This window comes from Nocardia terrae, from assembly GCF_009760405.1.
Lineage (GTDB): Bacteria > Actinomycetota > Actinomycetes > Mycobacteriales > Mycobacteriaceae > Nocardia > Nocardia terrae.
The window spans coordinates 638,766-652,632 of the sequence record NZ_WRPP01000004.1; the positions used below are offsets into that span (position 1 = coordinate 638,766).

Here is a 13,867-nt window from a genome sequence, read left to right on the forward strand (position 1 = left end):
AGCCGAATCCATTGTGGACGTCCCCGGGGAGTCACCCCGACCGTCACCAAATCAGTGGTCGCGCTGGCATACGGGTATCGGTGATCAACTCCAGCGCATCGGCGAGCCATGCCGGGGTCAGGCCCGAATCCGGGCCCGCCGCGATGTGATGGTCGGGCCGGACCAGGAGCGCCTGACCCGGCGCCAGATTCGCGTGCTCGGCGCAGTCGGCCGCGGGGAGCGCGTGCACGGCGATATCGATGCCGGTGGCGCGCTCGGCCCGCGCGGCCGCCTCGCGCCAAGCCCCGGCGGGGCCCGCGATCAGCAGGGTGAAGCCCGGACCGCACAGGTCGAGGGTGGAGGTGGTCCACCACCCGGCGTCGATCCACCAGTGCGGCAGGCGGGTTCCCGTCTGGCCGCGCAGCGCGGGCACGTGCGGGGACGCATCGGAGGGGTCGAGCACGGCCGCCGAGGCGTACCGGTAGCGGGTCATCACCGTCGACAAGCCGAGCCGCCGGGCCAGATCCTCGGCATTGTCCGGGGTTTCGACGCCGTAGCGGGTCCGGAAGTCGGTGGCCAGCCGGGACTGCTCGATCGCGATCTCGGCGCGCGGCCGCCGCTCGGCCGCATAGGAATCCAGCAGCGCGGGACCGGCCGTGCCGCGCAGGGCGGCGGCCAGCTTCCAGACCAGATTGTGGGCGTCGGCGACGCCGGTATTGCCGCCGTACCCGCCCCAGGGCGCGTGCCGGTGCGCGGCGTCACCGACCAGGAAGACGCGGTCGCGACGATAGTCGTCGGCCACGAAAGTGCCCGTGTCCCAGGCGCTTCGGGCCAGAATCTCGACGTCGATATCGGGTGTGCCGATCATGGTGCGGATCGCCTCGACGCAGCGCCGATCCGACCAGTCGGCCGGTGATTCGAGGGCCGGATCGTATTCGATGTGGAAGGACCACTCGTCGGTGTTGTTCTTCGCCAGCACCAGTCCCCGCACCTGCGGGCCGGTGATCTCACACTGGCTGAATCCGCGTCCGCCGAGAATGCCCGTGAGATCGGTGCGGGCGAACACATTCAGGTAGTGATGCGTCGCGGGCAGCTCGGTGCCCGTAATGCCCAGGGCCCGCCGAATCGGGCTGCCCGCACCGTCGGCCGCGATCAGGTAATCCGCGCGCAGCATCGAACGCTCGCCCGCGCCGTCCCGCAGCACCGCGGTCACGCCCTCGGCATCCTGCTCGAATTCCACCAGCTCCGTGCCGAATCGGAGATCACCACCGCGTTCCCGCGCGGCCTTCGCCAGCACCGGTTCGAGCTGATCCTGCGGCAGGAACAGGAACTTCGCCGGACTCGGGTCCGTGTCCGCCCCGGTCGTGCCGAACGCCGACAGATCCAGCGACTCGGCCGTCCGCACCGACGATCCGGTCAACGCCCCACCGAACGTCCCCGCCTTCAGCGCCCCGGCCGCGGCCTCCAGAATCCGGCCCTCGATCCCCACCTGCCGATACATCTCGCTGGTGCGAACGTGCAGCCCCCGCGACCGCGGCAGCGTGGACGCCGCCGCCCGCCGCTCCACCAGAACATAAGGGACACCGTGATCTTCGAGGAACAGCGCCGCGGACAATCCCACCAGACCGCCGCCGACCACCAGAACCGGAACCTGTGCCGTCGTCATGCCCCCACCCTGTGCTCGACCGCTTGCACGCCCCTTGCACGGTGATTACACGGCGTCAGCAGTTGCAATCGCAACCGCAGCAATCACAGTCACAGCAATCGCCGTCGCAGCAGTTGCAGTCGCAGGGACCGCAATCGCAGCCGCAGCACCCGTTGCCGTCACAGCAACCGCCGCCGCCGGCGCTCGCGGCATGGTGGTGACCGTCGCCGCAGCAGTCGCACGGGTTGCAGCAGTCGCAATCCTCTATCCACGGCCGCTTGCGCTGGCCGCTGCAGGGACCGGTGTGCCATGCGCAGCAGGCGTAGCCGGTGCAGTACTGGGTGCAGATGATCCCCAGCCCCTCCAGCAGACTCGGCGGCTGCGGCGGGGGAGGCGGAGGAACCCCGGGCCCGGGCGGCACCATCCCCGGCTGCGGCGAGAACGGCGCACCCGGCTGCATCGGCGGTGCGAATTGCGGCCCCGGTCCGGGGTATCGCGGTCCGCCCGGCGGGAATTGCGGCCCGGGCCCCGGCTGCCAAGGCTGCCCGGCGCGCGGTGTCATGGCCGCCCGCCCGGTCCGGAGCCGAATCCGATTCACCGCATCCGAGGCAAGAAATGTTGCGACCGCACGAGCGCGACTGGTCCTCCCGGCGCGCTGGTGACCGGAATCCGACGCGGTCAGGTGGATTCCACCCGAAGCGAAGTCGGCAGTACGGGATGGTCCGGTGAATCCAGACGCGGAGCCGCTATCGCGTGTGCTCCCCGGCAGACCCGTCGGCATCGCGTCGGATATCGGCGCGGTGCCCGTGTGGCAGGCACCCGACGCGCACACGTGGGCGGCGCCTTCGGGCTGGCCGCCGCCCTCGAACAGGCCCGGTCGAGTCTCGATCAACTCGGTCGGGACGTGTGCCACCATAGGTCCCGTTCCGGCCGGTGGCCCGGTGACATCGGCGGCGGTCGGGTCCGTGCCGGGCACGGCCTTGGCATGAGTGCCGCAGGCCCGGGTGGCGCAGGTGTGGGCGATGCCCGCGGCGCGGCCGAGCTTGCGGACCACGCCGCCGAGGGGGTCGAGCAGGATCCATCGGATCTCGGCGGTACGGTCCAGGGCCACGCGGGTCAGTGCGGCGCGCAGCAGTGAATTCGATTCGGCGACAAGGTCGTGTGCCTGTTCGGGCGTGGTGCCGGTGGCGAGCAGCGGGTTGTAGTGGCCCTGGGCGCGGTCGGTGTCGAGGTCTTCGATGGCGTCGGCGAGGTGGGCGATGCGGCCGAAATGCCATCCGGCTTCGCGCAGGGCGTCGGAATTCTCGGGCCGGTCGGCGAGGATCGCGGTGTGCGCGAAGAGCTCTGCCGCGCAGAGCTGGGTCGGTGCGGTCAGCTCGTCGAGGGTGCTGTCCGGCGAATTCTCCAGGTGCAGCTGGGATTCGATGGCCGCGAGGAGCGGTCCGACATCGAGTCCGAGGGGTGCGGCCGCCGCGCGCGCACTGGCGTGCCAGTGGGTGGAGACGCGGGTGAGGGGGCGGCGGGCCAGGCGATGGGTGTCGCCGTCGTCCACGTGGTCGCGAATCTTGGCCGCGCCCAGCAGGAGTGACGCGGTGGCGGCCAGCCGCACGCCGGGCGCTTCGGCGGCGACCACCTCGGTGCGCCGCATACCCCGCAGCGGGCAAGGCCCGGCGGCGGTGCGCGCGGAGGGCAGGGCCTGCTGGGCCTCGGTGAGGATTTCGAGCACGATGGCATCGGTATTGGTGGCCGCCCGAGCCATCTGGCCATGGCCGTCCCGCAGACCGAGGCACAGCCCGCACATATGCGTCTGCCACGCCGACGGGTCGATTCCATGCCGTGCGGCACTGTGCGCGCACGGTTTCAGCAAGCCGAACAACTACATCCCCGTTCCCCGGCCGCGTCGACCGTCCACGAACTCGATCGCAGCGACTCTAGTTCAGGGAACGACCACGAGCTTGCCGGCCGCCCGGCCCTCCTCCATGTAGGCGTGCGCCGCGCGGATCTCGTCCATGGCGAACACCCGGTCCACCGGAACGGTCGCGGTGCCCGCGGCGACGGCGTCGAGGAAGTCCTGCAGTACCGCGGCGGGCAGATCGCTCGCATCGCCGCCGTACGAGGTCAGCCGGACTCCGTTCGGGATGTAGCCGGTGGGATAGAACTTCTCGACGATCCACTCGTTGGACAGCATCCCGGTGAAGCAGACGGTCCCGTGAACCTTGGTGGCGCGCAGGGTATCCGGCAGCGTCGGGGTGCCGACCAGCTCGAGCGCCGTGTCCACGCCGTCGCCGAGGATCTCCCGTACTCGCGCCGCCACCGCGCCGTCGTCGATCACCACGTGGTCGACGCCGACCTTGGTCAGCGCCGCCGCCTTCGCCGGATTGCGGGTGGTCGACAGCACGGTCATGCCCCGCTGTTTCGCCAGGATCGCCGTCGCCATGCCCACCGAGGAGGTGCCGCCGCGAATCAGGATCGACTGCCCCGGCTGCCCGTCCAGGCCCACGGTCAGCGACCCGTAGGCGGTCTGCAGCATCTCCGGCACCGCACCGAGCGTCGGCCAGTCCAGCTCGCTGTGGAACGGAATCACCTGTGCGACAGGCACACACGTGTACTCGGCATAACCGCCGTCGAATACCCGCCCCATCCCGCCCATCATGGCCATGACCTGCTGTCCGGGTTCGAACTCTCCGCCCGGACTGTCGACCACGACCCCGGTCGCCTCGATTCCGAGTACCCGGGGAAAGGTCACGCCCTCGGCGAGCCCGAGCCGGGTATGCAGTTCGGATCTGTTGAGCCCGAACGCCTGCACCCGGATCAGGACCTGACCGGGCTCCGGGGTCGGGATCGGCAGTTCCCGTATGTGCAGTGCCGCAACGGGTCCGGGTGCGTCGAGTACGACGGCCCGCATGGTCTGTTCGGACATCGCTATGCCTTCCTCGCGTCGTCTTCGGCCCGATTCCAGGCACGCAGCAATCCGAGCATCGCGTCCAGCCGCGCCAGCGCCTGATCGCCGAGCACGCCCGCGAGCCGCCCGGACAATTCGTCCTCGACGCTGATCCGCGCCGCCCGCAATACCTTGCGCCCGTCCTCGGTGAGCGTGATGAGCGTCGAGCGCCCGTCGGCCGGATCGGCTTGCCGCCGTGCGTATCCCGCCGCCTGCAGCCGATCCACCAGCTTGCTGGACCCGCCCTCGGTAATGATCAGCCGCTCGGCGATGTCGCGCACCCGCGCCTGCCCGAGCTCGTCGATCACCCGCATGTGGTCGTACCAGGTGAGCGGTAGATCGTGTGCGGTGCGCAACCGCCGATCGACCGCGTCCCAGAGCAGGATCTGCGTGCGGACCAGATTCTCGAACACCGCCGCGGGTGTCGGCTCGCCCATGCCGTCGCCTCCGTGAATGCATTCCTTGTCAACGTATTCTGCTCACAAGATGGCTGTATTCGGGACCAATTCATCTTCCATGGAATGGAACATGGAGGCGTGCGCAAGCATTCCCGGGATATGAAAGAGCGAGTGAGGCAGGGCTGCGCCCCACCTCGGGTCAGACCTGTTCGGCCTTCTTCTTGCTGCCGGACAGACCCCGCCAGGCCAGATCGTCGAGCAGGTCCACGGCCTCGGCCATGTCGATCTGGCCGCTGGCGACCCGGTCGGCGATGGCCTCGCCCGCGCCGATGACCGCCACCGAGACCACCTCGAAGTTGGTGCCCGGTTCGGCGTACTTGGCGCTGGACTCCAGCAGCTTGGCGGTGAGCTCGATGACCCGGTCGCGGCTGTTGGAGATCTCCGAGGCGAAGGGCTGCTGACCCAGCGCCTGCCGGTAGAGGACCTGCCAGGACAGCCGGTTCTCGTCGACGTAGGTGAGGAAGGCCTCGAGGCCCGCGCGCAGCTGCTCGTGCGGGGTGAGCTTGGGGTTGCCCGCGACCGCGACCGCCTCGATGAAGCGCATGGCCTCGCGGTGGATGCACGCCCGGAACAACTCGTCCTTGGACCCGTAGTAGAGGTACAGCATCGGCTTGGAGATCTTCGCCTCGGCGGCGATCGCGTCCATGGAGGTGTCGTGATACCCCTTGCGCGAGAAGACCTCCACGGCGGCGTCGAGCATCTGCTGCTCGCGCACAGCGCGAGGAAGCCGTTTCGTTCCGCCTGCCATTCACTCTCCTAGGACCGGACAGTCGACGCCCTTGTGGAGCGTCGAAGCCCTTATCTTACTCCATGGTAAGTTCCGCGAGTGCGAATTGCCGGGGAATTGCCGATACCCGGTGGGGCTTGGTGCTGTGGCACAGTCGGGCGAGATTCCTAGCAGTGCGGCGCGGAGCCCTTGAACTTTGCCATGCGCAACACCGAAGCATCCACTTGGGCTCCCGACAGGCGGCCGGACTTGACCGCGTCCTCGAGCCGGTCGAGCACCTTCGGCACCGCGTCGGTGGTGATCCACAGGGCATTGTCGGCCCCCGCGATCAGGGCGTGTTCCACCGCTTCCTCGATGGTCATGCGATTGGTGATGGCCGCCATGCCGCCCAGATCGTCGGTGAAGATGACGCCCTCGAAGGGTGCCGCGCCGTAGCCGGTTCCCTGCCGCAGCAACTTCATGGCCTCCGGGCTGATGCTGGCCGGCACGTTCGGGGTGGTCAGACCGGGCACGTCGAGGTGGCCGACCATGACCGCCGCGCCCGAATCCACCAGCTGACGGAACGGCACCAGGTCCTTGTCCTGCATCTGGTCCAGCGGCGGCGTCTGGACCGCGCCGGTGTGCGAGTCGCCCGAGCCCGAACCGTGGCCGGGGAAATGCTTCATGACGCTGCCCAGCCCGGCGTCCTTCAGCGCCCGGATGAACGCGCCCGCGTACTGCACCACCGTGTTGGGATCGTCGGAGAAGGAGCGGTCGCCGATCACCGAATCATCGGGCTGGGCACTGACATCCACATCGGGCGCGAAGTCGACCGTCACCCCCAGCGCCTTCAACTTCTTCGCGCGATCCAGGCTGAAGTCGTAGAACTGATCCGGGCTCATGGTCTGGGCGATGACACGCGCCGAGGGCGCGACCCCGATCAGGTCCTTGGCCCGCGAGACCCGCCCGCCCTCCTCGTCGATGGTCACCATGAGCGGAATCCGCGAGGCCTTCTGGACCGCGTCGACCTGATGCTGGGCCAGCATCGCCTTGTCGGTCCAGCTGCCGATGAAGATGCCGCCGATCTGCTCGGTCTTCACCACGTTCGCGGCGTCCGCCTCGCCGGTGACGCCGACGGTCAGCAACTGGGCCAGCTTCTGCCGCTGCGTGAACTGCGACAGGTACATGGCCCCGCAATCCCCTTGCGTCGGAGTCGTCGTCGGCGGCGCGGTGGTGCTGCTGCTGGGTGCCGCGGTGCTGGTCGAGGCCGATTCGGTGGACGAGTTCGAGCCGCTGGAGCAGGCGGTCAGCGTGAGGGCGGTCACCGCGAGGACGATCCCCGGAACAAGGCGCATGCCTACCGACGGTAGTGGCAAACACCGAAACTCCGCCCACCGACACCGGGTGTGCCACGGCGCGTGGCGAATTCAGCCCTTGGGAAGCTCGTGATGCCCGCCGAAGGCCTGGCGCATGGCGGAGAGCAGTTTGTCCGCATAGACCGCATTGCCGCGAGAGGCGAAGCGCTGGAACAGCGCCGCCGCCAGGACCGGGGTCGGAACGCCCTCGTCGATGGCGGCGTCCACGGTCCAGCGGCCCTCGCCGGAATCGGAGACGCGGCCGGTGAAGGTGTCCAGATTCGGATCGGCGTGCAGTTCGGCCGCGGTGAGATCCAGCAGCCAGGACGCGACCACCGAGCCCCGCCGCCACACCTCGGTGACCTCCGGGACGTCGATGTCGTAGCGGTAGTACTCGGGATGCTCGAGCGGGGTCACCTCCGCGGAGTGCTCCGCGTCCGACTCGTTGCCGACATTGGCCTGGTACAGGATGTTCAGGCCCTCGGCGTAGGCCGCCATGGCGCCGTACTCGATCCCGTTGTGCACCATCTTCACGAAGTGGCCCGCGCCCGCGGGACCGCAGTGCAGGTAGCCCTGTTCCGCGGTGGAGGGCGTGCCGGTGCGGCCGGGAGTGCGGGGCGCGGCCTCGACGCCGGGCGCGATGGACTTCAGCAGCGGATCCAGATAGCCGACCGTCTCGTCCTCGCCGCCGATCATCAGGCAGAAGCCCCGGTCGAGGCCGAACACGCCGCCGGAGGTGCCGATGTCCACATAGTGAATGCCCTTGGGGCGCAGCGCCGCAGCGCGCGCGATGTCCTCGTGGTAGCGGCTGTTGCCGCCGTCGATGATGATGTCGCCGGGGTCGAGCAGCTCGGCCACGCTGTCGATGACCGCGCCGGTCGCGCCGGCCGGGATCATCACCCAGACCACCCGCGGGGTCTCCAGCATCGCCACGAACTTCTGGAGTTCGGTGCTGCCCTGGAAGTTTTCGCCGAGTTCGGCGGCGAGCTGGTCGATATGCTCGGTGCGACGTTCGAAGCCCACCGCGGTGTGCCCGTCACGGACGATGCGGCGCACGATATTGGCGCCCATCCGGCCTAGTCCGATCATTCCGAGCTGCATGTGCATCTCCTCGAGTCGTCCGGTCCCCGGTCCGTTCCGATTGTCCCAGCCGAAGCGTGTGAAATTTTTTTCCGATTGGATGGATCGGTGTGTAACGCCCTGAAACCGGTGTCGATAGAAGGGGTGGCTCCGTGCTGTTGCCAGACCCCCGACCCGGCAACCGCACGGAGCTCTCTGTACCGCCTCCCCGAAACTTCGGCGGGCAGCTGGGTGCCGTTGCCGGATTCGCATCCGAGCCTGCGTTGGGTGCCGAACCAATTTTGGACGTACCCGGTGAGTTACCCCGGTCGCAGCGAGATCAGTTGTCGCCTTTCGATACGCATCCTATGGTTGCGAGATATTCGCTATGCGCTCGGGAGGGTTGTTGTTGGACGGGAATGCAGCTCGTAGGGCGGGGATTGCCGTCGGCGTGCTGTTTGCGGCGGCCGGCATCGGATACGTGGTGGACTGGTCCGTTTCGTCCGGGCACGTCCCGCGTGGCGTGCAGATAGCCGGGATCGACATCGGTGGCTTGGATCGGGCCGCCGCGCGCGCCCGGCTGCAACCGGTGCTCGATCAGCGTGTGGCACAGCCGCTCACGGTGCGCGTCGAGGACGCCACCACCGACCTGATCCCGCGCGACGCGGGACTGGGCGTGGACTGGGACGGCACCTGGGCGCGGGTCGGCGGTCAGCCGAAGAACCCCTTCACCCGGCTCGCGTCGTTCTTCACGACCCGCACGGTCGAGCCCGCATCCACGATCGACTCCGCCGCGATGGACCGGCGACTGGAGGCGTTGCGCGCCCATGACCGCCAACCGGTCGAGGGCGGTGTCGTTTTCGAGGACACCACGCCGGTGGCGGTGCGCCCGGTGGCCGGTCATGTGCTCGACGTCCCCGCCGCGCGCACGACGCTGGCCGACCACTGGGCCGACGGCTCGGCACTGACCCTGCCCATCGTGCAGACCCCGGCGCGGGTGCGCGCCGACGCGGTCGACCGTGCCATGCGCGAGGTCGCCGAACCCGCGGTGCGGGCCCCGATCACCTTCACCGGCCAGGGCGGCGACGCCACCCTCGAACCCGCCGAGATCGCCGGAGCCCTCTCCTTCCACCCGAACGGCCAAGGCGGACTGGACCTCTCGATCGACAACGAGGCCCTGACCGCGGCCCTGGCCCCGCAACTGCGGCCCACCGAGGTGCCGCCCGCCGACGCGAGCTTCGAGCTGTCCGGCTCCCGCGCGAGCGTGCGACCCGCGGTGGTGGGCACCCTCGTCGACTGGGGCAAGACCCTCGACGGGCTGCCCGCGGTGCTGACCGCCCCGGCGAATCGTTCGAAAGCCGTGGTCTATCAGCAGGTTCAGCCCAAGTTGAGCACCGAAGACGCCAACAAGATGGGTGTCGTCGAGCCGGTCGGCTCGTTCACCACCGGCGGCTTCAGCGGCCCGTCCGGCGTCAACATCCGCGTGATCGCCCGCAAGGTCGACGGTGCGGTGGTGAAGCCCGGAGAGACCTTCTCGCTCAACGACTTCACCGGCCCGCGCGGTACGGCTCAGGGCTATGTGGAATCCGGCATCATCAACAACGGCCGCCCGGCCACGGCCGTCGGCGGCGGCATCTCCCAGTTCGCCACCACCCTCTACAACGCCGCCTACTTCGCGGGTATGGAGGACGCGGGCCACACCGAGCACAGCTACTACATCTCCCGCTACCCGGCGGCCCGCGAGGCGACGGTCTTCGACGGCGCGATCGACCTGAAGTTCCGCAACAACACCCCGTACGGCGTGGTCATCGACACCGTCGCCGACGACTCGTCGATCACCGTCCGCCTGTGGAGCACCAAAACCGTTGAGGTCGAATCCGTCACCGGCGACCGCACCAAGCCCACCGAATCGAAAACCGTCACCCTCCCCAAGGGCAAGGACTGCATTCCCTCTACCGGCGCACCGGGTTTCACCACCTCCGACACCCGGATCATCCGTGATGCCAAGACCGGCAAGGAGATCTCCCGCCACACCCGCACCGTCAAATACGATCCGGTCCCCACGGTCATCTGCGAATAGACGCCAAAAGCGGTGCGGCCCGGATGATCCCGGGCCGCACCGCCTTCTGTCGGGGGTTTGGGGGCTTGGCCCCCGAATTTCCTTCTAGGGGGTTTGGGGGCCTGAGCCCCCAAGACCCTTCGTCAGAAGGCCGCCTCGTCGAGCTCCATGATGTCGTTGTCGAGGTTCGACAGGACGGTGCGGACCGAGGTCAGCTCGGGCAGCACGTTGCGGGCGAAGAACTGCGCGGTCACGATCTTGCCCTGGTAGAACGCCTCGTTCGAGCCGTTGTCCAGCGCGTTGATGGCGACCTCGGCCTGCGCCAGCAGCAGCCAGCCGATGATCAGGTCACCGACGGCCAGCAGGAAGCGGACCGAGCCCAGGCCGACCTTGTAGAGCTCCTTCGGGTCCTGCTGGGCGCCCATCAGGTGCCCGGTCAGGGTGGCGGCCATGCCCTGCACATCCTCGAGGGCGGTGGCGAGCAGCTTGCGCTCGGCCTTCAGGCGGCCGTTGCCGCCCTCGCGCTCGATGAACTTCTGCACCTGGCCGGCCACGTGGGCCAGCGCCACGCCGCGGTCGCGGGCGATCTTGCGGAAGAAGAAGTCCTGCGCCTGGATGGCGGTGGTGCCCTCGTAGAGCGAGTCGATCTTGGCGTCGCGGATGTACTGCTCGATCGGGTAGTCCTGCAGGAAGCCGGAGCCACCGAAGGTCTGCAGCGAATCGGTCAGGTACTGGTAGGCCCGCTCGGAGCCGACGCCCTTGACGATCGGCAGCAGCAGGTCGTTGACGCGGAACGCGGTGTCCTTGTCGGCGCCCGAGACCAGCTCGGCGATGTCGGCGTTCTGGTGCGCGGCGGTGTACAGGTACACGGCGCGCAGGCCCTCGGCGTACGCCTTCTGCATGGCCAGCGAACGACGCACGTCCGGGTGGTGGGTGATGGTGACGCGCGGAGCGGCCTTGTCGGTCATCTGGGTCAGGTCGGCGCCCTGCACGCGAGTCTTGGCGTACTCGAGAGCGTTCAGGTAGCCGGTCGACAGGGTGGCGATGGCCTTGGTGCCCACCATCATTCGAGCGTTCTCGATGACGTCGAACATCTGCGCGATGCCGTTGTGGACCTCGCCGACCAGCCAGCCCTTGGCGGGCACGCCGTGGCCGCCGAAGGTGACCTCACAGGTGGCCGAGACCTTGATGCCCATCTTGTGCTCGACGTTGGTGACGAAGACGCCGTTGCGCTCGCCGAGGGTCTCGGTCTCGAAGTCGAAGTGGTACTTCGGCACGTAGAACAGCGACAGACCCTTGGTGCCCGGGCCGGCGCCCTCGGGGCGGGCCAGCACCAGGTGCATGATGTTCTCGAACAGGTCGTCGGAGTCACCCGAGGTGATGAAGCGCTTGACGCCCTCGATGTGCCAGGAGCCGTCTTCCTGCTGGATCGCCTTGGTGCGGCCGGCGCCGACGTCGGAGCCCGCGTCGGGCTCGGTCAGCACCATGGTGGCGCCCCAGTTGCGGTCGGCGATGATCTGAGCCCACTTCTTCTGCTCATCGGTGCCGTTGTTGTAGAAGACCTGCGCGAAACCCGCACCGGCGGCGTACATCTGGGCCGGCGGGTTGGCGCCGAGGATCATCTCGCCCAGGGCCCAGCCGACGACGGAGGGCGCGCCCAGGCCGCCCAGCTCCTCGCGGACCGGAACCTTGGACCAGCCGCCGTCCTCGAGGGCCTTGTAGGACTTCTTGAAGGATTCGGGGAGCTTGACCGTGTGGGTCTCCGGGTCGAACACCGGCGGGTTGCGGTCGCCGTCGACGAACGAGTCGGCCAGCGGGCCCTCGGCCAGGCGGCGGACCTCGTTCAGCATCTCCTTGACGGTGTCGGCGTCGAGGTCGCCGTAGGCGCCCGCGTCGAGCAGCTTCTGGATGCCCAGGAACTCGAAGAGGTTGAACTCGAGGTCGCGAACGTTGCTCTTGTAGTGACCCATGGTCGTACTCACTCTCCATTGAGATGGGTGCGGTTCGGTTGGTGCCGTTCCCGCCCGTTAGGTCTCCACCGGGTAGACACCGTAAAGCAGCGCTACTGGCGGGTAACTTATGCGCCATGTTACCGACCGGTAGGAGGGTCGCCAAGGTCAATCGGGCCGAATGTGACTGAAAGCACGCGCGTTGCCGGGACCCGGGGTTCCGTTGAGCCCGTGGGGATCCCGTTATCGCAGCTAGAGGCGGGTGCTGCGGAATGGGAGCGACGGGACATGAGTCCCTCGACACAGTGGCGGGGAACGGAGTAGGCAACCGCCGCGCACACTGGGTTCATGACCCCGGACCTGGTGATCCTCGGCGCGATCGCGAGTCTCGCCGGGCTGATCGCCGCCTGGGTGATCGAGTCGCGGCGTCGCCGATAGGCGTACCCGGTGTGCCGCCGGGAAGTCGCGAAAGCGGCTGGCTACGGTTCTTTCATGCGCATCGAGACGAGTGCCGGGCCGGCGGAGGTGGAGCTCGACCGACCGGGTCGGAACAAGCCGGGGTTCCTGCTGGTGCTCACCCACGGCTCCGGGGGCGGAGTCGATGCGAAAGATTTGCTGGCCGTGCGGGATTCGGCGATGCGATTGGGCGGCGCGGTGGCATTGGTCACCCAGCCCTACCGGGTCGCGGGACGGCGCGCGCCGGGCAAGGCCGACGTGCAGGACGCGGCATGGCTGGAAATCATTGCGGCGCTGCGCAAGAAGGTGCGCGGGGTGCCGCTGGTCCAGGGCGGCCGCAGCAATGGCGCGCGGGTGGCGTGCCGGACCGCGCGCGACGCGAAGGCCCGGGGCGTGCTCGCGCTGTCGTTTCCGCTGCATCCGCCCGGGAAACCGGAGAAGTCGCGGCGCGAGGAGCTGCTCGCGCCCGGAGACATCGAGGTCGTCGTCGTGAACGGCGCTCGTGATCCCTTCGGCATCCCGGATGCCGCCGACGCGACGGAGGTGCGTGTCATTGCCGGACAGGCGCATTCGTACCGGGCGGGCTTCGACGAGATCGTGGCCACGGTCGAACCGTGGCTGGAGCGCTGGTCCGCGAGCTGACTCGCGGCCTCAGCGGGCCATGGTCAGGTAGGCCAGCAGGTCGTCGACCAGGTCGGTGGGATCGGCGTGGCCCTTGCCGTTCGCGTTCAGGTGGCCGGACGAGGCCAGATCGGCCGCGCCGTGGGCGACCGAGCGCACCAGCGAGGCGAGACGCTCGGGGTCGGCGGCGGGCAGGCTGCCCGCCGCCTGGGCCTGTGCGACCAGGGCGATCAGGGCGGACTGGGCATTGCCGCCGGTTTCCGCGAGCTCGGGGGGTTCGTCGGTCCAGCGCCCGAAGACCAGCTTGAAGCGGGCCGGGTGTTCCAGGGCCCAGGCGATGTAGCCGTGCAGGACCGCGCGCAGCATCTCGAGCGGGTTCGGGCGGTCCTGCATGGCACGGGCGAATTCGACGGCACGCTCGGACAATTCGCGTTCGGCGACCGCGGCGAGCAGGGCCTCCTTGTTCGCGAAGTGTTTGTAGGGCGCGTTGTGCGAGACGCCCGCGCCCTTGCCGACCTCGCGCAGGGTGACGGCCTCCGCGCCGCCGGCATCGAGCAGGCGGAGTGCGGAATCGAGCAGCACGGTGCGGGTGGACGGCGGCATCGGCCCATCGTAATCGGCGGTTGACAGCGTCAACCA

General features: G+C 68.8%; 11 protein-coding genes. 2 read left to right on the plus strand and 9 right to left on the minus strand.

What is annotated here, in order from left to right; genetic code table 11:
- Positions 1-43 precede the first annotated feature (43 nt).
- The 7 genes from GPX89_RS23035 to gnd form a co-directional block, all read right to left on the minus strand.
- Positions 44-1,645 carry an FAD-dependent monooxygenase gene (locus GPX89_RS23035; RefSeq protein WP_157389636.1) on the minus strand — a complete coding sequence of 534 codons (1,602 nt, stop codon included), beginning with the start codon at positions 1,643-1,645 and terminating at the stop codon, positions 44-46.
- A 55-nt stretch (positions 1,646-1,700) separates the two neighbouring features.
- Positions 1,701-3,500 carry a DUF5685 family protein gene (locus GPX89_RS45530; protein WP_328602200.1) on the minus strand — a complete coding sequence of 600 codons (1,800 nt, stop codon included), beginning with the start codon at positions 3,498-3,500 and terminating at the stop codon, positions 1,701-1,703.
- 60 nt (positions 3,501-3,560) lie between these two features.
- Positions 3,561-4,544 (minus strand): zinc-binding alcohol dehydrogenase family protein, encoded by a 984-nt coding sequence (locus GPX89_RS23045; RefSeq protein ID WP_235947765.1) that lies wholly within the window; start codon positions 4,542-4,544, stop codon positions 3,561-3,563.
- A 2-nt stretch (positions 4,545-4,546) separates the two neighbouring features.
- Positions 4,547-5,002: a MarR family winged helix-turn-helix transcriptional regulator gene (locus tag GPX89_RS23050; RefSeq protein ID WP_157389638.1), complete on the minus strand. Its 456-nt coding sequence runs from the start codon at positions 5,000-5,002 to the stop codon at positions 4,547-4,549.
- Positions 5,003-5,162: 160 nt separating this feature from the next.
- Positions 5,163-5,771, minus strand: a complete 609-nt coding sequence (locus tag GPX89_RS23055; protein WP_157389639.1) for a TetR/AcrR family transcriptional regulator — start codon at positions 5,769-5,771, stop codon at positions 5,163-5,165.
- 146 nt (positions 5,772-5,917) lie between these two features.
- Positions 5,918-7,084 carry a glycoside hydrolase family 3 N-terminal domain-containing protein gene (locus GPX89_RS23060; RefSeq protein ID WP_157389640.1) on the minus strand — a complete coding sequence of 389 codons (1,167 nt, stop codon included), beginning with the start codon at positions 7,082-7,084 and terminating at the stop codon, positions 5,918-5,920.
- Positions 7,085-7,156: 72 nt separating this feature from the next.
- Positions 7,157-8,185 (minus strand): phosphogluconate dehydrogenase (NAD(+)-dependent, decarboxylating), encoded by a 1,029-nt coding sequence (gnd, locus tag GPX89_RS23065; protein ID WP_157389641.1) that lies wholly within the window; start codon positions 8,183-8,185, stop codon positions 7,157-7,159.
- A gap of 346 nt (positions 8,186-8,531) precedes the next feature.
- Here gnd and GPX89_RS23070 point away from each other — a divergent pair, with 346 nt between their 5' ends.
- Positions 8,532-10,223, plus strand: coding sequence for a VanW family protein (locus GPX89_RS23070; RefSeq protein ID WP_157389642.1), 1,692 nt, complete (start codon positions 8,532-8,534; stop codon positions 10,221-10,223).
- Positions 10,224-10,345: 122 nt separating this feature from the next.
- On the opposite strand, the gene GPX89_RS23075 is transcribed toward GPX89_RS23070, so the two are convergent.
- Positions 10,346-12,172, minus strand: coding sequence for an acyl-CoA dehydrogenase (locus GPX89_RS23075; RefSeq protein WP_157389929.1), 1,827 nt, complete (start codon positions 12,170-12,172; stop codon positions 10,346-10,348).
- Positions 12,173-12,643: 471 nt separating this feature from the next.
- On the opposite strand from GPX89_RS23075, the gene GPX89_RS23080 reads away from it, so the two are divergent.
- The gene (locus GPX89_RS23080; RefSeq protein WP_157389643.1) at positions 12,644-13,249 is read left to right on the plus strand and encodes an alpha/beta hydrolase family protein; all 606 of its coding nucleotides are present in this window, start codon (positions 12,644-12,646) and stop codon (positions 13,247-13,249) included.
- A 9-nt stretch (positions 13,250-13,258) separates the two neighbouring features.
- Here the strand turns inward: GPX89_RS23080 and GPX89_RS23085 are convergent, their stop codons facing one another.
- Positions 13,259-13,831, minus strand: coding sequence for a TetR/AcrR family transcriptional regulator (locus GPX89_RS23085; protein WP_157389644.1), 573 nt, complete (start codon positions 13,829-13,831; stop codon positions 13,259-13,261).
- Between the last annotated feature and the right edge of the window lie 36 nt (positions 13,832-13,867).